This is a genomic window from Arthrobacter sp. G.S.26 (genome assembly GCF_050847375.1).
Taxonomy (GTDB): domain Bacteria; phylum Actinomycetota; class Actinomycetes; order Actinomycetales; family Micrococcaceae; genus Arthrobacter.
On sequence record NZ_CP193752.1, the window covers coordinates 2,702,020 to 2,719,241 of the forward strand.

General features: G+C 61.3%; 20 protein-coding genes and 2 pseudogenes. 7 read left to right on the forward strand and 15 right to left on the reverse strand.

Features of this window, described 5'->3' with window-relative positions; all coding sequences use genetic code 11:
• Positions 1 to 27: 27 nt before the first annotated feature.
• The 3 genes and pseudogenes from ACRB8A_RS12365 to ACRB8A_RS12375 form a co-directional block, all read right to left on the reverse strand.
• On the reverse strand, positions 28 to 969 hold the full coding sequence (locus tag ACRB8A_RS12365) for a type II secretion system F family protein (RefSeq protein ID WP_432244793.1): 942 nt from the start codon (positions 967 to 969) through the stop codon (positions 28 to 30).
• Positions 966 to 1,820 carry a type II secretion system F family protein gene (locus ACRB8A_RS12370; RefSeq protein ID WP_056597482.1) on the reverse strand — a complete coding sequence of 285 codons (855 nt, stop codon included), beginning with the start codon at positions 1,818 to 1,820 and terminating at the stop codon, positions 966 to 968. The genes ACRB8A_RS12365 and ACRB8A_RS12370 overlap by 4 nt, the downstream gene beginning before the upstream one ends.
• A pseudogene (locus ACRB8A_RS12375) lies at positions 1,820 to 2,074 on the reverse strand (CpaF family protein); the annotation flags it as partial. The gene ACRB8A_RS12370 and the pseudogene ACRB8A_RS12375, both read right to left, overlap by 1 nt.
• A gap of 89 nt (positions 2,075 to 2,163) precedes the next feature.
• Between ACRB8A_RS12375 and ACRB8A_RS12380 the strand changes: the two are divergent.
• The 5 genes from ACRB8A_RS12380 to ACRB8A_RS12400 all read left to right on the forward strand — a co-directional run bounded on the left by ACRB8A_RS12380 (position 2,164) and on the right by ACRB8A_RS12400 (position 4,538).
• Entirely contained in the window at positions 2,164 to 2,292 is a 129-nt protein-coding gene (locus tag ACRB8A_RS12380; RefSeq protein ID WP_432244794.1) for a hypothetical protein, read from the forward strand.
• A complete protein-coding gene (locus ACRB8A_RS12385; protein ID WP_432244795.1) occupies positions 2,289 to 2,453 on the forward strand; it encodes a hypothetical protein in 165 nt (54 codons plus the stop codon). The genes ACRB8A_RS12380 and ACRB8A_RS12385 overlap by 4 nt, the downstream gene beginning before the upstream one ends.
• Positions 2,454 to 2,942: 489 nt before the next feature.
• Positions 2,943 to 3,356 carry a hypothetical protein gene (locus ACRB8A_RS12390; protein WP_432244796.1) on the forward strand — a complete coding sequence of 138 codons (414 nt, stop codon included), beginning with the start codon at positions 2,943 to 2,945 and terminating at the stop codon, positions 3,354 to 3,356.
• A 400-nt stretch (positions 3,357 to 3,756) separates the two neighbouring features.
• Positions 3,757 to 4,017, forward strand: a complete 261-nt coding sequence (locus ACRB8A_RS12395; protein WP_432244797.1) for a hypothetical protein — start codon at positions 3,757 to 3,759, stop codon at positions 4,015 to 4,017.
• Between the two features lie 77 nt (positions 4,018 to 4,094).
• Positions 4,095 to 4,538: a hypothetical protein gene (locus tag ACRB8A_RS12400; protein ID WP_432244798.1), complete on the forward strand. Its 444-nt coding sequence runs from the start codon at positions 4,095 to 4,097 to the stop codon at positions 4,536 to 4,538.
• Positions 4,539 to 4,570: 32 nt separating this feature from the next.
• Here the strand turns inward: ACRB8A_RS12400 and ACRB8A_RS12405 are convergent, their stop codons facing one another.
• The 11 genes from ACRB8A_RS12405 to ACRB8A_RS12455 form a co-directional block, all read right to left on the reverse strand.
• A complete protein-coding gene (locus ACRB8A_RS12405; RefSeq protein ID WP_432244799.1) occupies positions 4,571 to 4,750 on the reverse strand; it encodes a hypothetical protein in 180 nt (59 codons plus the stop codon).
• Between the two features lie 271 nt (positions 4,751 to 5,021).
• Positions 5,022 to 5,366: a terminase gene (locus ACRB8A_RS12410; protein WP_432244800.1), complete on the reverse strand. Its 345-nt coding sequence runs from the start codon at positions 5,364 to 5,366 to the stop codon at positions 5,022 to 5,024.
• Between the two features lie 193 nt (positions 5,367 to 5,559).
• A complete protein-coding gene (locus tag ACRB8A_RS12415) occupies positions 5,560 to 6,318 on the reverse strand; it encodes a hypothetical protein (protein ID WP_432244801.1) in 759 nt (252 codons plus the stop codon).
• A 22-nt stretch (positions 6,319 to 6,340) separates the two neighbouring features.
• Entirely contained in the window at positions 6,341 to 6,565 is a 225-nt protein-coding gene (locus ACRB8A_RS12420) for a hypothetical protein (protein WP_432244802.1), read from the reverse strand.
• 67 nt (positions 6,566 to 6,632) lie between these two features.
• On the reverse strand, positions 6,633 to 7,391 hold the full coding sequence (locus ACRB8A_RS12425) for a hypothetical protein (RefSeq protein WP_432244803.1): 759 nt from the start codon (positions 7,389 to 7,391) through the stop codon (positions 6,633 to 6,635).
• 2 nt (positions 7,392 to 7,393) lie between these two features.
• A complete protein-coding gene (locus ACRB8A_RS12430; protein ID WP_432244804.1) occupies positions 7,394 to 7,528 on the reverse strand; it encodes a hypothetical protein in 135 nt (44 codons plus the stop codon).
• Between the two features lie 218 nt (positions 7,529 to 7,746).
• Positions 7,747 to 9,093: a DUF3631 domain-containing protein gene (locus ACRB8A_RS12435; protein WP_432244805.1), complete on the reverse strand. Its 1,347-nt coding sequence runs from the start codon at positions 9,091 to 9,093 to the stop codon at positions 7,747 to 7,749.
• 141 nt (positions 9,094 to 9,234) lie between these two features.
• Entirely contained in the window at positions 9,235 to 9,513 is a 279-nt protein-coding gene (locus ACRB8A_RS12440; RefSeq protein WP_432244806.1) for a hypothetical protein, read from the reverse strand.
• Positions 9,510 to 9,806 carry a hypothetical protein gene (locus ACRB8A_RS12445; protein ID WP_432244807.1) on the reverse strand — a complete coding sequence of 99 codons (297 nt, stop codon included), beginning with the start codon at positions 9,804 to 9,806 and terminating at the stop codon, positions 9,510 to 9,512. Before ACRB8A_RS12445 ends, ACRB8A_RS12440 begins: the two co-directional genes overlap by 4 nt.
• Before the next feature lie 828 nt (positions 9,807 to 10,634).
• Positions 10,635 to 12,044 (reverse strand): recombinase family protein, encoded by a 1,410-nt coding sequence (locus ACRB8A_RS12450; protein WP_432244808.1) that lies wholly within the window; start codon positions 12,042 to 12,044, stop codon positions 10,635 to 10,637.
• The gene (locus tag ACRB8A_RS12455; RefSeq protein WP_432244809.1) at positions 11,932 to 13,062 is read right to left on the reverse strand and encodes a CpaF family protein; all 1,131 of its coding nucleotides are present in this window, start codon (positions 13,060 to 13,062) and stop codon (positions 11,932 to 11,934) included. Before ACRB8A_RS12455 ends, ACRB8A_RS12450 begins: the two co-directional genes overlap by 113 nt.
• Positions 13,063 to 14,222: 1,160 nt before the next feature.
• On the opposite strand from ACRB8A_RS12455, the gene ACRB8A_RS12460 reads away from it, so the two are divergent.
• Both ACRB8A_RS12460 and ACRB8A_RS12465 read left to right on the forward strand, forming a co-directional pair.
• Entirely contained in the window at positions 14,223 to 16,292 is a 2,070-nt protein-coding gene (locus ACRB8A_RS12460) for an alpha/beta hydrolase (RefSeq protein ID WP_432244810.1), read from the forward strand.
• 91 nt (positions 16,293 to 16,383) lie between these two features.
• Complete coding sequence (locus ACRB8A_RS12465) at positions 16,384 to 16,902, forward strand: hypothetical protein (protein ID WP_157370899.1); 519 nt, start codon at positions 16,384 to 16,386, stop codon at positions 16,900 to 16,902.
• Positions 16,903 to 16,929: 27 nt separating this feature from the next.
• On the opposite strand, the pseudogene ACRB8A_RS12470 reads toward ACRB8A_RS12465, so the two are convergent.
• Positions 16,930 to 17,079, reverse strand: a pseudogene (locus tag ACRB8A_RS12470) (CpaF family protein); the annotation flags it as partial.
• Positions 17,080 to 17,222: the final 143 nt, after the last annotated feature.

Consider the following 17,222-nt stretch of genomic DNA (forward strand, 5'->3'; position numbering starts at 1 on the left):
TTGTTGGTCGCAGTGCGGCGGGCCTTCCTAAAAACCCAGGTTGATGGCGGCGAGACCGGGGAAAACTGCGAAGACGACGGTAAGCGGCAGGACGCCAAACACAAGGGGCACCATCATGGCGATCTCCTTCTTGCCGGCGGCTTCCATCAGATCGCGTTTGGCGTTGTCGCGGACGTCCTGGGCCTGCGCCCGGAGCACATCAGCCAGGGGTGTTCCGCGTTCAACCGCCACGATGATTCCGTCAACGAACCTGGCCAAAGGTGCCAGGTCCGTGCGCGCTGAAAACTCCTGCAACGCCTGAACCAAGGGTTTGCCTGACCGGGTCTCGGCAAGGATCATCGCAAACTCGCGGGCCAGCTCGCCCCGGGCAGTCCTGCAAATGCGGTCCAGGCTCCCGGTGGCGCTCTCACCGGCGCTGACCGCGAGCGCCATCAGCTCTGCGAGGCTGGGAAATTCTGCCAGCATACGGACCGCCCGCCGCCGGATTTGGACTCCCAGCCAGTAGTCCCGGCCGACGAACCCACCCACGGCGCCGGCTGCGACCAGGACGGCGGCCAGCACCGGACTGAGCCGCCCGGATGCTGACCCGGGAACCATGATGGCGAGGACTGCGATGAACCCGTAGGCGGCCCACACCAGTTGTTCCATGCGGAAGTCGAGGACCGATTTGGTGATGCCCGCCTGCGCCAGGCGGCGTGCCGCGCCACCGGCAGATGGGTTCAACCGGCCCAGGGCGGCCAGCGCGTCATGCAGTACAGGCCGAAGGATACCTGCCAGTGGGCCGAACGGGGCCGGGCGGGTATCGCCGGCGAGGAGCAACCGTGATGTGAGGTTCTGCGAGCGCAGTTGCGGTTCGATCCGCTGCGCGAGAGTGGTGGCCCGCGTCAGCGGTGACCTGGCAACAACAAGCCACAGGCCAATGCCCAGCGAGAGCCCTACAACGATGCCCGCGGTGAGGATGCCGTTCATCGCAGTACCCGTTCTTCCTGGGGCAAGGCACCGATCTTCAACATTATTGAATAGCAGGTAAGGGAGACCACCAGTCCACCCAGCAGCACGGCGGCCCCCATGGGGGTGTTGTAGGCATGGACGGCTTCGGGCCTGGTGGCGAGAAGCATCAGGACAATCCAGGGCGCGGCCACGGCCAGGCGTGCGGCATTGATGGTCCACGACTGGCGCGCTTCGAGCTCGCTGCGGGTACGAGCACTTTCGCGCAGGAATTCGGCGAGAGTCCCCAGTAACCGGCCCAGATCCGTTCCGCCCACCTCGCGGGTAAGCCGCAGCGCTTCGACGATCCGGTCGGCGACAGGGTCGGCGAGCCTGTCCTTCAGCCTGGTCAGTGATCCGTCGAACTGCCCCCCGGCCCGGTAGTCAGCACCGAAGTCCCGGAACACCGGACGCAGCTCTTCGGGGCCCTTGGTGCCCAGCTGGATCAGGGCTTCCGGAAGGGGCAGGCCGGCGCGGATGGCGGAGCGGAGATGATCCACTACATCCGGCCAGAGCTGGCGCAGCATCATGCTCCGCTTCCGCGCCTGCCACCGCAGGATGGTGATGGGAAGCCCCAGGGCGAAAAGTCCGAAGCAAGCCGCGATGGGAACGGAACGACTGACGGCGAAAACCAGTGCGCCTACCGCCGCGCCAAGGCCCAGACACGAGCCAATCAGGCCTCCGACACTCACCCTTGCGACCCCCGAGGCGGCCAAAAGGTCGGCGAGCCGGTTGGGACGGCGGGGCCTTTTCCGTGCGGCCTGCGATTCCCAGCAGGACCACCAAACAAGGAGAAGCCCTGCACCCGCCGTCATGCCTGCCAGGGCGGCCATCATCGGGGATCCAGCAGGGCGGCTACGTCGTAGCCTGCCCGGGCAAATTTTTCGGCCTCCGGCATGGAGTTTGCCCTCGGCTGCAGTACGCCGTCCACGGTGGCGAACACCAGTGACGACTCGATGATTCCGTTCTCCACCCGGCGGCCCAGCGACAGGATTTCCGTCACTTCCCGCCTGCCGTTGGCCTGCCGGCAGCAATGGACCACCAGGTCGATGCACGAGGCGACCGTTGGCACCACAAACGCACTTGAGCTTAGGTTCAAGGCACTACATAAAAGTAGTACCCCGGCACTGCTGCAAACAGTCCGGGGCGTGGTTACCAGTAGTCAGGACCGGCAACATGAGCAATTCTACAGCCCGCGCCGTGCAAGGCACAGTGCAGTTCGTTTTCTACACCGTGATTGTGTCGGCATTCTTTCTCCTGCCCTCGCTCCTCGTGAGCATCACCTTCGGGGCAGTGACGGCATGAGCAAGCACGTAACTGTTGCCTTCGAGCGCGGCACTAGCGGCGACCAGGGCCAGCGCAAGGGCTACGCGGCCCGCTGCGAGACATGCGGCGCCGTGACCTTCGGCGGATTCCGTACCAAGACCGAGGCTAAGGGCGCGCTACTCCACACCAAGCCGGCCTAACTCCTGCCCGTCCAAGCTGTCGGAATTCCGACAGTTCGCGGCGGTCGGGATCTTCCCAAGGGTCGCGTTTCAAACGCGCCCCTTGGCGGTTCCAGGCTTCCGCCTGCGTCGTTCCTGCTGGCCTAGACGCTAACCAGTGTCAGCGCGGTTACACCCCTCTTAGAGCCCCGTACCGCCGGGGCTGCTGTCCACAATGCGCTAGTGGTCAGTTGCGCTACAGCCTGCCCCGGATACCGTGGCGGGCTACGGGCGTGGAATGTCGCAGACAAGGGGCGGGGGCGGCGGGTTTCGTGACGGGGTGAGGGACTATGACAAGCCCAGCCCCTTGGGTCCGTTTCATCCTTACAAGCCGAGCCCTTCCGCATTTCAAATGCGACCGTCCAAAACAGCTCCCCAAAAATGGGGAGGAAACCCCACCGCCTGTCACACAACCAAGCTAGGCTCACGGCATCCGCTGGGGATGCCCACCACCACAGAAAAGGTCTCACCATGAACAGCAACACAACGCCCGCCACCATTGCCGAACTCGCCGACCAGGCCGCTGCCCAGGGTAAAGACCCTTCAGAGTTCCTCGCGGAACTCCTTACCGCGGGCGCCTACCCGGCACCGGAAACCCTGACGGATGATCAAGTTGCAGCGCTAGAGTCGCGCCTGCGGTCGCAGTTTAAACCGCCGGCCGGATTCCGCCTGTCCTACAGCCCCCTCGATATCAACGACCAGATCGGCGGCATGTGGGATGGTCCTGTATTTACTGGCAACCAGTGGAAAGTAACTTCGCACTGGGGAGTAGATGAGGGCATCACGTTCTACGTGGATGGCGACCGGGACAATGCCATTCCCGCAACTGAGGCCGGGAAGATCGCGGAGGCTCTTGCCCAGATATTCGCAATGGACCAGAGCTAACAGTGGCTACTTACAAGCTGGCCGTGGAATTTCACATTGACGTAGACCCAATAACTCTGAGGGAAACCGCGCTGGGAGTGACCACAGCCCCGCCAGAGGGGAAGCCCGGGCTGCCTCCGGAGATCATCATGCAACTCACGGATGACCCCCGCATGGCCCTTGGGCTGGTCTTGTCCCGATCGCTTAGTGACCACATCGAATCGGCTTTGCCCGGATCGACGGCCGAGGTCACCGGGCTTGTAGCGGACGCTGTGTGAGGAGCAAGGTTGTCACGGCCAAGCTGATTGCAACTCTGCGCATTTTTCCCCAATGGTAGGTCTCTGCCAATGAGAGTACCGCCTCAGTCAAAACAACAGAAGCACCGTGCGAGGATCGCTAGCCAACGTGGTTGAATCAACTCATGGCAATCATATTGGGGAAAAACGGTAAGCTTCCGGGCGAAAATCTCATTGGCGTAGGCATCATGTTCTGCGCCCTGAGCTTCATACTCTACGTAATAACCGCGTTGAACGGCGCAGGTAACGGGCTCATATTCTCAGGCGGGGGAATCCTGGGGCTGCTGATTGTTTGCGTGGGCTACCTGAAGCGCATATCGGCCGCAATCATTGCCGCGGCTGATATTACTACTGCGGCGCCTGCCGCCAAGGTAAAGGCAACCTGAGAAATTCCAGACACTGAAGCAGCCCCGGACCTCACAAGAGGTCCGGGGTCGCCGGTTGGCCGTCCTATACTGTCCGGATGACCAAGACCCAGGACAAGAACTTTCAGTACAAAGCCGTATCTGCCGGCATCGCCCTCGGGTTGTGCATGATAGGTCGCTACCATGTGCCGAGCGCCAAGCTGCCCCTCGAATTTGCCTTCCAGCACGCTTGGCAACAGTGGAAGCACAAGGAACGTTTTCCTGCGGTCGGTAAGCTGTTCGCCCTCGGTGTGCCCACCGTAGATCCTTACATCGCCCTGATAAGCGCCGATGAGCGCGTGAGGACGCCCTACGTGCCCTTTTACTGGGACGACGGGGAGCAGGGCGGCTACCAGGTTTACGGGAGGGAAGGTTCAGACTGGGATCCGGATCTGCCTGAAGACCTTCAGCTAGTAGCCGGCGGACTCGCCTCGGACCCAACCATTCCCGCTGCTGCTTGGGAGTCACTGGCACGGGACCTACTTGCAGAGCTTGACGCCTGAAAGTAGGTCCCGGCCGCACTTCCTCCTACCGGCTACTCGGTCAGTTCGCCCTTGCGCGGCCCGGAGCCTGCAACCGCGGAGTAAGCCCGTGCTAGCAGTTCGAGCGGCGCGGCGGCGCCGCCTGCCTTGGGAGCTGCTTCTGTGATGGCTTTCAGCAATGCCGCTTTCGCGTTGGCAGACAGCGTTTCAATACTCGTTGCTTCTTCAGGCATGATTGGCCCTTTCTTAGTTGCTTGCTATTACGTGGTCATCAAATCAGATGCCGGACTTCAGCCCACGGCCGGTCAGGGATGACTTCAGAATGAGATTTCAGTTGCTCGGCACCGCCTGGAAGGTTGGTTTTCGCCCATGCCCTGCGGGCTTTGTCCCAGGCCTCCCAGCGCTGGTAGTCGGATGTACCGGGCCATGCTGCGGGGTCGAAGTCATCAAGCCAGGGTGGGCCGTCTCGGCCGTCCGCGGCCCGCGCTTCCCGCGGCCGGCGCCTCACTGAACCGCCGACAAGCCGCGGACACCTGAGCGCCGCTGTGGCGTCCGGGCAGCCTCCTGCTCTTCCTCCAGTGGAATCCGTAGGGACGCCACAAGCTTGGCCAACGTCACGCGCTGCTGACGCGCCTCCACAAGCGCAGGGTGAGCCCTGACGCCCTGCGGCGATACATTAGTCACGCCCTCATCCCTAACAATGGCCTGCAGCGCGTCCAAAGCGTCCACAGTCCGGGCAGCCTCCAGCAGGATGCTCAGCTCATGCTCGCCCAATTCGAAGTCATCAGTGACGGAACGCCACAGTTTCCTGCCTCCAGCCTTCAGCCCCGATGGGGTTTTATGCTCCATTTCAGTCCTTTCAACGTGGGACATTAGGGCCGGATCGCACTAATTCCAAGGGATCCGGCCCTACAGGTCGATTTATTCAGCTCCCCGGGGAGAGAAATCGCCTACACCCAGAGGGGCTAGACGGAGGGGCGCGGGGGGACCCGCCCCTGGGGGTTAGCCGGACGGTTGTGGCCGGCTAACCCCTTGGTTTGTCCTAGCCGCGGAAGGACTTGAGCAGTGCCGCGCCATTCTTGCTGTGATGCGCTTCCCGCAGCGAATCGAAGGCAGCTTGTTCGTTGCGGATCATGGCTTGGAAGCGTTCACTGACATGTTCGGGGCTGTCTGCAAGGGTCAGGGGCTCGCCCATGTGAACCGCTTCCCAGATGGTGGGGTTCAACCGAAGTTGGTCCCACATCTCGGCGTTGGGGTTCATGAAGGCGAATGGCTTTCCTCGTTCGACGCCGTAGCTGGCCTTCCCGAGCGCGAGCCAGAGGTCTGCCCACGCTTTGAGGATCGCTTCAAGCTTCCTGATTCCGTGGATAACGTTTCCGGCGGCGAGCGAAGCTTCCCGGCTGCTACTTCGAGGATCAATGGCGGCGGGGTCGTCTACCTGCTTGATCGGTGCAGCATCTTCCACGAGCTGTTCTGCAGTCTCTTTGAATGCCTTTTGCAGTCGATCGAGGATGAGATCTTTGTTGGAATTGAGCTCTGCGGCGCGGCGTGCAAGTTCAATCTGCACGTGTCCCTGCTCCAGTGTTCCGAGTGATTGGACGTAGTGCTTGGAAGCGATGGCAATAACAGCGGGGTCTTGGTAGGGATCATCGTGCTTGCTCGCGATCACAGCCTCGATAAGTTCTTCGGCGCTGACCTTGGTCGGCCTGGGAAACGGCCGGGTCGGGGTGAGTTCTGGCGGCGTGACGCCGGCTGCTTTGAGTGAAGCGATGACAAGGTTGGTGAGTTGTGCATTAATCATGGTTCTGTCCTTCGTGATTCGGTTAGTTGTGGGTGGCGATGCGGTGGGCGGCTATCGCGTCGGCTATCTCGTTAGCCAGGCGGAGCGCGTCGGCAAGGGGTAGGACGCTTTGGATCTGGCGTGACTTGAAAACGACTACGGCCGCGATGTGCTCGCCGTTATCCGTGGTCATGAGCGCGGGTTTTGCATTGATGGTGACGCCCTGCTTGATGTTGATTCCGTAGTGTTCGGCTTTGGACGTGAACATCAGTGGTTCTCCTTGGATGGGATGTTGGGGCTCTGCGCGGGTGGGCGGGGAATTTGGTGACTGCGGCTCATGCGGTGCTCCTGGAGACGTTGCCGCTGCTGTCGATGTGGAGGTTGGCTGGTTGGGTCGTAGTTGGCAGGCCGGTTATCTGGAGGCCTCCCTGTACCGTCACAGCGCCAACCAATTTGATGGCTGCGGCCTGAATACCCGCAAGGGCGTTGCGGACGTAGACGAAGGCGTTACCGGCCGGGCCAGTGAGCTGCGGGCCGTCCGTGGTGCCTGACAGGTAGCCGCCGTTTGTGAACTGGACACTGCCGCCCAACAGGCCGGGGTCCACGGTCATGCCGCCGGCCTTGATTTTTCCGTTGCCAGTGACGTTGAGGTCCCCTTTGAGGGTCGAGGTGCCGTTGATGTTCAGCGGCCCGTTGACGGTGAGGTCTCCGGTGGCGGTGGTGTTGCCATCCAGAGTGGTTGGGCCATTGACGTCGAGTTTTCCGTTGGTGGTCAGGTCGCCGTTTACGGTGGTGTTTCCGCCTACTGTGGTGGGTCCGTTGAGCGCGGTTGTTCCGGTGACGGTGAGGGGGCCGCTGACGCCGATGATGCCGGTCAGGTTCACTGTCCCGTCGGCGTTGAGGATGCCGGTAATGGTTGCGGATCCGGTGACGTTCAGGCCGCCGTTCTCGATGGTGATCGCACCGCCACCGTAGACCGTGAGCCCGCCACGGCCGATAGCCATGTTGTTCTGGTTCGTTGCACGTTCAAGGACTCGAATGCGGCGCAGAATATCGGGGAACTCGGACTCTGAGAGGTTGTTGATCTGGCCCATGGTTAAGCTCCTTCCAAGGCCGTCATGGCCGTGATTCTGCCGAACGGGCTGAGGCTGAGGTAGACGGCGCGGATCAGGTCCACGGCGTCCTGTTCGGTGAGTCTGTGGACAAGCCCGACGCCGGCTGGCGCGGACATGTGAGGCATAAGGACGTACACGGAGGCGTCGTTGGGATCCTTCGCGCCTGCTACCAATACGGGCGTGTTCGGCCCGAATGAAACCGGATGGCGGTCTTTTGACAGGTGAAGGTCGGTAATGGGGCCGTGATTGTCGGTCATGTCTTACTCGCTTTCGGGGTGCGTGGTGGGGAGTGTTGGTTCCGGGTTACCGGCGGCGTCTGTGAGTTCGTAGTGGGTCATGATGCCTCCTGGAGGTTTGAGCAGGTGAAGCAGACGTTCGGTTTGGGTACGGGGTGGAGGGAGCAGGGCGGCCCGTCGGTTCTGCCAGTTACGGCGGTCCCGTCGGTTTGTTTCGGGGGTGTCATCCCCATCCGACGCCAGACGTTTTCGAGGTTGGCCCGGAAGTATCCACGCTTGGAATCTCCCTGCCTTGTGGAATGGAGTTTGAACGCGGTAACTAACATTCGGCCGAGCCGCTGGGCGTTTAGTTCCTTGCCGTAGCTACTGGCAATCCCCCACATGGCCGGGTTGTGCTGAATCAGGCGGTGTATGAGTTCCGCGGAGGGCGTGAACGCGTCCGACGGTCCCCATACGTCCCGGATGTCCTTGAGTAGCACTACGGCCGGGGGTAGGTGGGTAATTCCGTCTTCCTTATCCATCTCTGCCTCCGCTATGTCTCTCTTGATAAGTTCGTCAGCGATGGCGGCCCACTGCTCGCCTGCTGCTGTTGCTACCCGCTTTATCGGGTTCCAACGTTCTTTGATCCGGCCTATGCAGCCTTCGGGGAGTTCGGGGCGAACCGTGCGGACAAACTCGCGGGCCTCTTCGGCGGCATCTACAAGTCGCCGTCCAAGTTCCTGGGCCTCTTCCTCTATCTCTTCCCAGTCGGAGGATTCAACTCGGCCCTCAAGGTCGGGCATCAGCAGAACGCGGATGCAGCGGGAGCGCGTATCGTCTGGGAGGTTCGGCGCGTTGCCGGCCATTGCTACCGGGGAAAAGGTAGACATCTCGCTCACGTCCCACTCCCCTCCCTTTCCGGGAACCAGTACGGGGCGCGTAGCTCCCCTTTTGTACCCAGAGTTCAGGACCGCGATAAGGTCTTCGACTCCTGGTTTCTTCGGGTCAAGGGACCGGTCTACTTCATCTATGAGGATGGTTCTCATAGATTTGTTGAGCATCCGGGTTAGGAGTGCCGGCGATGAGAGGGACGCGGCCTGTATCGGGCTCAGGCAGAGCCTAGACAGGTGTTCGAGAACCGTGGTCTTACCGGATCCTGGCATGGATGAATCCAGGACAAGGCGAGGCGTCGTGTAGGTCTCGAAAGCAAGGTGAGTGTGAGCCGCCCAAAGCGTCAGGAGGTCCAGGTCAAGGTCATCCATGACGCAGACAAAGCGGGCGAGCCAGGCTCTCACGTCGGTTAGTACCCTCGAAAGTGAACCGACGGGACTGACGGAACCGGTTGAACCGACGGTTTGCGTGTCTTCAAGCAAACCGACGGGACTGACGTAAGCGCCGGGACTGACGGGAAGGAGGCCCGCGCCTTCCATCTCAGCATCTGTGAGAGGTTCGAAGTTGTTATTCATAGCGTCGATCACCTGACTTAGGAACGTAGGCTGTTCCGGGGCCAGTGCGGGACGCGTGGACGCTGATCCATTCGCCCGCCCGCCGTGCGGTGGTATGGACATCTGGAGCGTCTGCCATGAATTCGCGGATATCGTCGTCCGTCACAGTGCACCGCCTGTTACCGGCATGAGCTGGCAGAGAATCAGGTGGGTAGGGTGCCCTGCCATGATGGCCCGGTCAGTAGCCCGCTGGGCGCTGTTTAGGGACAGGTAGACGCGGCGGCGATACTTGCCGGCGGCTGTCTCCACTACGACGACATGCACGCCGGTTACCAGTGCGGTGGCCGTGGCTCCGTCAATGCTGGCTGGTATGATTTTGTTAGCAAGATTTTCGAGGCCCTTGGATTCGCCGCCGGGGGCCTTTTCTTGTGTCTCGGTCATTTAGCGCGCTCACCGCCCGCCTTGAGCCAGGCCGCATGTTGGGCCGGGCTGAGAGGTTCGCCAAGTTTGCCCAAGGGGCGCATAAAGGCAATGGCGGGCGGGTAAATGGACTCGTGCCATCCCGCCGGGAGCCATGCCAGCGACAGTGCTTCATCCCGGTAGACTTCGCGGGCCATGAATCCGGAGCGGCGCCGGGACATGCCGTGTTCGCGGCGGAAGTAGTCGCTGAGGTCCCGCATTTCAACTGCGTTGTGGACCTCAGTCCGGGTTCCCTTGGCTGAGCATTCGCTCAAAGGGCGGGGGTGGGTTGCGGCTCTCAAGCGGCACCACCCCGCAGCAGGACCGAAACACGGTCGATCTGTTCCGGCGTCAAGGCTGGAGCTTTGGCTACTACGCGGGCTACGTATTCTTCGAGCTTTGCCGCCTTGAGATTGCGGCGGGCAGTGACGAGCTCGGGATCATCTGACGGTCGCACACGAGACAGTGATGCAACCTTGGCGCGGTCTTTAGTCCAGGTAGACAAAAAAATCCCTCCGGGTATGACAAGTAATCTGTCATCCGGGGGGAAGGTGGCTTTCTATAGCCTTGGCACCTCATGTGCCCATTCGTTGCCGCCGTTATCTTTCGAACCTCTGGCCAGCGAGGGGGGTTCTGTTCACCCGGTCAGCCACCGAAGCGGCATGTATCCAACTTAGATGATCTTGGCCTAATAGGTCAAGGCGACACACTTAATCGCGCCGCAACATCTCGGAGAGTCGATAAAGAAACCCGGTCAATTCCCAATTGACGCAGTTTCGAAAACGCGGAGTACATCTTTTCGTGTCGAATGTCTGCACTCTCACCACATTTGAGACATTCAAACGAATAGGACTCTCGGCGCTCTTGCCCCTGGTGTTTTGCCCGGTCGTATCGCTCATTGCCAACAAGCGCACGCGCAACGTCTACGTGTGCGCGCTCTTTGATTAGACGCTTCCGCCGGTTGTTGTTATCAGTCCACCCCATACCCAGATCGTCCTTACGGTACTCCGCATAAACGAATTCCTGCACTGCCGGGGTTGGATGTTTTTTCCCGTGCTTACTGGACTGGCTGTCACAAAACACCGTCATGTAATCACTCGACATTATGCCTGCTTCCATTCGATTCGGATTCTCTCGGAGTCAAATACTCGGGGCGCTGCTTTGCGAATCGGATCCACGTACACAGTCATGAGGGCGTCAATGACGGCACGTTGACGCTCCATGCCAGCAGCAGACCACCACTCCCCCACGTTTGTCACAGTTGCGGACGGGAGCGGGCTACCGTGGCCAAGTGCACCCATCTGCGCCGTGACCTTATCCAGTTGCTCGCGCACGCGGCGGGTGATGGATTCGAGCTGTTGCCCGGTAATGGCGCCGTCTGCGTAACTGTTCGCTGATTCGTCCAGGCGTCCCCGTAGAGTCATTGCTTCAGCCCGCAGCGATGCCAGCTTTTCGACGTCATGGGGCGTGCTGATAGCCGCCCTGACGGCCGGGTCGGAGAGTCTGCCGACGGCGACTGCGGCCACGAGCTCTTCCACTGGTTCGGCTACTTGGAACGAATGGCCTCCCCCGACGGCCCGGCACTTGTAGTAGAACTTCGCCGCGCCGCTTCCGCCTGCACGCGATGATGTGTGCATGGCTTTGCCGCATGTTCCACACCGCAGCATTCCGGCGAGTAGGTGCTTTACCTTGGAATCGAAAGCGGAGCGCCGTGCGGGGTCCTTCAAGATTGCCGACGCGGTTCGCCATTGGTCCTCGGTGACGATTGCGGGGAAAACTGACTCTCCGACAACTTCCCCTCGATAAGCGGATAGTCCCGCGTTGGTCGGCCTCAAGATCAGATTTCGAACGGCGGTCGAGGTCCAAGCTTGTCCGCGCCTGGTCCGCACACCGCGGGTGTTCAAATCCTTCACGATGGATCCAATGCTTTCGCCCGCAATGGTAGCGTCAACGGCCTTGCGAATCTCTGCGGCGTCGGCCTCTACAACGACGGGATTACCGTCTATCATCCGCCAGCCATAGGGCACCGGGCCCCCGCTGAACTTGCCGGCAGTGGCGAGCTCCAGTTTCTTACGTGTGATGCGCTCGCTTTTATGCTCGGACTCATACCGGGCCCATGCTCCGAGGGTGCGGGCGACGGCGCGGCCTGAGGGGGTGCTGAGGTCAATTTCTCCGGCCTTGACTGTCTGCGTGGTGACGCCGTGAGTCTCTGATACGTCTATGTAGGTCTCAAGCTCCCGGGGTGAGCGGTGCAGTCGGTCTGTGTGCCAGGTTAGGACGGCGCTAATTGCCCCGGACTTCATGAATTCCAGTAGCTCCGCGTACCCCTTGCGGGCGGCCCCACTATAGGCGCTGACGTCGTTGTCTACGAGAACGCTAACGACGTTCCACCCTAGACGCTCAGCGAGGCGCCGGCAGTCCTCTTCCTGGCGCGCAACGCCTAGGCCAGCCCCGGTCTTGTCGGATGATATGCGCGCATAAATGGCGGCGCTGGGGGCGGCGGTAGGGGTCATATCCTGAGTCTACGTCAGTCCGTAGGTATTTGACATTGTCCGCACTCGAAATATTCTCGCCCGCCAGTAGGGGCAGGGTGCAGATCTTGGTGACTGCGTCATGCGCCGAGTTGGCATGGACAGTGCACATCCCCGGCAGGCCGGAATTCAGGGCAATCAGCATGTCCAGGCATTCCGCTTCCCGGACCTCTCCGACCACCAGACGGTCCGGGCGCATCCTCAGCGCCTCCTTCACCAAACGACGCAAGGGTATTTCACCGTAGCCTTCGAGGTTTGGTTGCCGGCACTGGAGCCCCACCACATCCCGCAACGGGAACTGCAGCTCGAAGATTTCCTCCACGGTGATCACGCGCTCGCGGCTGCCGATGCCAGCGGCCAGGCAGTTCAACATGGTGGTTTTTCCTGCCTGCGTGGCGCCCGAGACCAGGATGTTCAGTCCGCTGGCAACTGCTGCCCCCAGAAATCTTGCGGCCTGTGGGGTCAGCGTTCCCAGTTCCACCAGGTGTTCCAGCCGGCTGGCCTTAACCACGAATTTCCGGATGTTTACTGCCCAATGCCGGCGGGTCACATCCGGTATCACCACGTGCAGCCTCGAGCCGTCGGGCAGGGACGCGTCCACGAAGGGTGAGGACACGTCCAGGCGCCGTCCTGAGCTCTTCAGCATCCGTTCCACGAGGTCGCGGACCTGCTGGTCGGTGAGGCTCAGCGAGGTCAGTTCCGACTCCCCGTTCCGCGCCACGTAGATCTCATACGGCGTGTTGAGCCAGATTTCCTCGATGCTGGGGTCATCCAGCAGGGGTTGCAGGACGCCGAACCCTGCCACCGCGTCAAAGAGGAACCTGCGCGCAGAATCCAAGGCTCCGATGGGCGGCAGGGTACCCAGCAGTGAGCGCTCGTCGTAATCGGTGACGGCAGCCTCCACCAGTCGGCGGACCTCGACGGCTTGCCGCAACGGATCAAGCCCGCGCCTGCGGATGAGCTCGCGGACCTCGTCCTCGACTATTCCCAGAGCATCCATGCGTACCCCTGTAGAACCTGCCACCTCCGTTGGAGGCAGTGCGAATGGGTCCAGCCTAGGGACCTGAGAGTGGGGTGCCAAGGCACCCGGCAGCGAATGTGGAAAACCCCTGCTTCCGGCGGAGCCAAAAGTCGGCGGCTTTCCCGCTACGGCGCCAGCAACCTGCAGAGATCCGTGACGGTCCCCGGCCCCGTGAGGCCTCCGTCAGGGTCGACGGGCCCATCCAGCGTCCAAGCCACCTGGCCTACTGTCAGGAACACGCCGCCCGGATATCCGGTGTGCTTTGGAACCGTGATCAAGTTCCGTCCGGTGGCTTTGTAAATAAAATCAGCGGTTCCAGGGTCCCAGGCAACGCGCACCGTTCCGTTTATGGACGAGCTGAAAACCTTCAAAGCGGGCGCTGGTCCCGAAAGGGTTAGCGTGGAAGCCGCGGCGACGTTGGTAAACAGGGTGACGGGCTTGGAACCGGCAAAGTGGAGGGAGTGGGGAATCACCTTTTCAGCTCCCGTGACCTGCGCAGATATGACGAAACCGGGGCAATCGAACTGCTGAACCGAGGGATCTGTGGGAGTTGGCGGGGCGGCTGTGGCAGTACCCGTTCCCGGTCCGGCCAAAAGTCCAATGGCCATCACCAGCGGGGCTGTTCTGCGTTTCATGAGGAGTCTCCTTGGCGGTCGCAACAAGTTCCCCCCAGGGGACGGGATAAATCCCTGACAACAGCGTTCGGGCATCTTATGCCCGGGCCGCAGCACCAGCAAGATCCCTGCCGTACCGGTACTTCCCGGGCGAACACTGTTACCGCATTAAGGGCCGCAGCCCGCCTCTTCCGGTAGGCAACGAAAAATTGGGGATCCATTAACAACTCTAAAAACCCGGCTGTCAGCTGTAGCCATTGCCGGCGCTGCCCAGCACTTATATCGGTGCCGGCATCAGCCAGGCCTGGTGGAACACAGGCGGCCAAACCGGCGCTGCAACCCTGGTGAGGGTGAGCTGAAGTTCGGCTTCCTTGCCCCTGAATAGTTTATCAATTTATTGGAATTAATCGTCCATATTGGTAATGTAGCCAAAGTCCCGTCCCTTCCTTGCGGCATGATGCAGGGGCCGGCGCCCAGGAACCAAGTCGTTCCTGCGCCGTTTTTCCTTTGGGGGGAGTAAACACCGTGGCTTTAGCGTTTGATGATGATGCTGCCACGTCGTTGGTCGGGGTTGCCAGGGATGTGGATGGGCGGCTTCGTGATGAGGGTGTGTTGCGTCGTGGCGCGGTGGAGACGGCGCTGGAGGATTTCGCCGGCGCGTACGCCGACCTGTTCAGGGAAGCTTCCTCCAGTGAGGCTGAAGATCGTGGAAAACTCGCCGCTGTACTTGACGGTCTTGCCGGACAGATCGAAGAAGCGCAGCAGAAGGCGCGGTCGGAACGCGAGCGCCAATCCCGTTTGGCAGCGTGGCAGGTGCGGGAAGCTGAACGTGAAAGCAGGCCCGAGAACTTCATCGGAGACATCGGCACCGCAGTGGAGGGGCTCTTTGATCCGAAACCCTCTGAGACCCCCATCGCGCCACCAACCATTTCAGCGGCCTTCTCCCCCAGCCAACGCAACCGCAGCGCGGGCTCTGGGTCCTCGGACGGGAAGAGTTCGGCCGTTCCCGACCATTTACGCACCTTCGTGGCCCAAGCCAGGGCAGGTAACACAGGCATGCGGCAAGACCTCATGCAGCTTCGCAACGCTTGGGCGTCATTTACCTCTTCCTGCTCGTGGGTGCTGCTCGGATCGAACTCTTTCCCAGGGGGCTTTGAGCGGCTGTTGGGCGAAAACGAGGCTGATGCGAAGTGGATTGAACATATCGCCGATGCGTTCGCCGCGGCCGGCGGCGGATCCATTTCAAATCCCGCACTCGATGTTGCCGCTGCTGCTGTCACGACACTAAGCAATCGGGAACTCTTAGATTTGTTCTCGACCCTGTCGGCGAAAGAACTCGCTGCCACGATTGCGGCCTCTCCTGCCCTGCGGTCTCATCTTCAGCTGATGAACCCGGGCGAAATCCACACGTGGTGGACAGGCCTGAACCCGCCAACGGGTAGCAAAACCCCGTTCTCGGAACGGCAGGACCTATTGCTGACACAGTTTCCTACGGACTTCGGAAATCTGGAAGGAGTGCCTTATACGGCCCGGAATCAGGCCAACCAAACCGCGCTCAAGGCAGCGGTCGCCGATGCGGAGACCCGGATCGCGCAAATACAGGCTTTGATCTACGACACTCCCGCGGGCTTCGGCGCGGCGTCCCCGTTGGCGGCCGGATTGGAGCAAACGCTCAACAACTTTCAAAAGCAACTCGACGGGCTGCGCAACATCCAAAAGGCGCAATTCACGCCTGAGGGGTGGGAGAAACGGCAATTAGTTTCCTTCACCGAGGACAAGCCCCCGTTGGCTGCGGTGTCGGTCGGTGATCTCGATACGGCCGGCAGTGTCACCTACGCTGTTCCGGGGATGGGCACGACCAGCAATGACATGACGGGGTGGACGAAAGCAGCCCAAAACCTGCACGACCAGCTTCCCTCGGGGAGCGCCGTGGTGTCCTGGATCGGATATGAGACACCTCCCGTGCCGGCATTGGACAACAATCTCGACGTCGGCGTTCTTGATGTGAATCGAGCAGTCGCGGGTGGGCAGAAGCTGGCGGGAGCCCTCGGCGGCCTGGCTGCAGTCCGCGGTGAGAGCGCGCCGCAGCTCAATATTGTGGCGCACTCCTACGGAACGACCACCGCTGCGGTGGCCCTCACGCAGCCTGGAATCCGGGTGGATAACTTCGTCACCCTTGGCTCCGCAGGACTACCGGACAACGTCCATACCGCCGCTGACCTCAACGTCGGACACGTATACTCCGGACATGCGCGCGACAAGATACCTGGGGAAACCGAAAGCGGAGACCAGTGGGCCTGGACCGGCCGGGAAACCAGCCGCGATCACCACGTGAACCCGATCAAACCTGAGTTCGGTTCCCACGCCTTCGGCACTGACGCTGGCGGCGACGCCGGGAGGGCCGTAACAGACCATAGCGCGCTCATTGGTGACGACGGCGAACAAGCCGGATACTTCGACAAGAGGACTGAATCCCTGAAGAACACGGTCTGGGCAATCACAGGCGAAGCGGAAAAGATGAGCCCGTATGTGCCCCTGGGTCCGACGGATCTGCAGAAAGCCTTACTGGAAGGGTTGTCCAATGCCGGCCGCTAAAAAACATATGAGGACACTCACTGCGGCCCTGGTCGGACTCGTGATGGGAATGACGGTATCCGCATGCGCTGAGAAGGAGCCAAACACCACAATGTCAGAGACTACGACACCGGAACAGACGGTCAGCGCCAGAGATGGACGGGACCGTGTGGTCGAGCTCGTCATCAACACCACCAAACAGCTCGACGTCACCGGGTGGTGGCCCCGCAACGGTGTAGCCGGGGCGCAGGAATGCGCCCTCGGAAAAGGTGTGGAGGGTGCCAACTACAGCTACGACCACTGGGCACCCCAGGGAACGGAACACGTTAAAGACGCCCAACGCGTCGCCGAATACTGGGAATCCCTGGGCATGACCGTACGCACCGTAAACCCGACAACACACCCGGTGGTCTTCGCAGAGGGCGGACCCGTCCTCCGGGCTGAATTCGATACTGATGCCGCTGACCAGTCCTACAGTATCGGCGCTACCGCCCCCTGCTCGCCGGGCGACGCATGGGAGCTGAATGTTGAGGATCAGGCCGAGCGGGATCAGGGCAAGGTGCTTCCCGGGGACGAAGGAGTAATCCCGAAACCCGATCCGCGGGACACCTCCACTCCGCCGTCCAAGTAAAGCTGTGCAGAGTAAAGCTGTGCAGACGAGGGACGCGTCCACGACGCGTGAGGGCCCGTCCAGGCGCCGTCCTGAGCTTTCGAGCATCCGTTCTACGACGCCGCGGACCTGCTGGTCGCTCAGCGCGGACAGTTCCGACGCCCCGTTCCGCGCCACGTAAATCTCATACGGCGTGTTGGGCGGAGGAGTGCCAAGGTGTTCCCGCACGAATGTGGAAGACCTCCGCGCGCCGGTGTCTCCACGCGCCTTTCCGCCCGTTTCCGGCGCCGACTCTGCCCCGCAAAAGATGAGGATGCCGTGTGACTTCCGGCCCCTTGCGT

Coding starts and splice junctions, on each gene's coding strand:
- ACRB8A_RS12365 (WP_432244793.1), bottom strand. CDS start 969: ATGAACGGCATCCTCACCGCGGGCATCGTTGTAGGGCTCTCGCTGGGC.
- ACRB8A_RS12370 (WP_056597482.1), bottom strand. CDS start 1,820: ATGGCCGCCCTGGCAGGCATGACGGCGGGTGCAGGGCTTCTCCTTGTT.
- ACRB8A_RS12380 (WP_432244794.1), top strand. CDS start 2,164: ATGAGCAATTCTACAGCCCGCGCCGTGCAAGGCACAGTGCAGTTCGTT.
- ACRB8A_RS12385 (WP_432244795.1), top strand. CDS start 2,289: ATGAGCAAGCACGTAACTGTTGCCTTCGAGCGCGGCACTAGCGGCGAC.
- ACRB8A_RS12390 (WP_432244796.1), top strand. CDS start 2,943: ATGAACAGCAACACAACGCCCGCCACCATTGCCGAACTCGCCGACCAG.
- ACRB8A_RS12395 (WP_432244797.1), top strand. CDS start 3,757: ATGGCAATCATATTGGGGAAAAACGGTAAGCTTCCGGGCGAAAATCTC.
- ACRB8A_RS12400 (WP_432244798.1), top strand. CDS start 4,095: ATGACCAAGACCCAGGACAAGAACTTTCAGTACAAAGCCGTATCTGCC.
- ACRB8A_RS12405 (WP_432244799.1), bottom strand. CDS start 4,750: ATGCCTGAAGAAGCAACGAGTATTGAAACGCTGTCTGCCAACGCGAAA.
- ACRB8A_RS12410 (WP_432244800.1), bottom strand. CDS start 5,366: ATGGAGCATAAAACCCCATCGGGGCTGAAGGCTGGAGGCAGGAAACTG.
- ACRB8A_RS12415 (WP_432244801.1), bottom strand. CDS start 6,318: ATGATTAATGCACAACTCACCAACCTTGTCATCGCTTCACTCAAAGCA.
- ACRB8A_RS12420 (WP_432244802.1), bottom strand. CDS start 6,565: ATGTTCACGTCCAAAGCCGAACACTACGGAATCAACATCAAGCAGGGC.
- ACRB8A_RS12425 (WP_432244803.1), bottom strand. CDS start 7,391: ATGGGCCAGATCAACAACCTCTCAGAGTCCGAGTTCCCCGATATTCTG.
- ACRB8A_RS12430 (WP_432244804.1), bottom strand. CDS start 7,528: ATGTCCGCGCCAGCCGGCGTCGGGCTTGTCCACAGACTCACCGAACAG.
- ACRB8A_RS12435 (WP_432244805.1), bottom strand. CDS start 9,093: ATGAATAACAACTTCGAACCTCTCACAGATGCTGAGATGGAAGGCGCG.
- ACRB8A_RS12440 (WP_432244806.1), bottom strand. CDS start 9,513: ATGACCGAGACACAAGAAAAGGCCCCCGGCGGCGAATCCAAGGGCCTC.
- ACRB8A_RS12450 (WP_432244808.1), bottom strand. CDS start 12,044: ATGACCCCTACCGCCGCCCCCAGCGCCGCCATTTATGCGCGCATATCA.
- ACRB8A_RS12455 (WP_432244809.1), bottom strand. CDS start 13,062: ATGGATGCTCTGGGAATAGTCGAGGACGAGGTCCGCGAGCTCATCCGC.
- ACRB8A_RS12465 (WP_157370899.1), top strand. CDS start 16,384: ATGTCAGAGACTACGACACCGGAACAGACGGTCAGCGCCAGAGATGGA.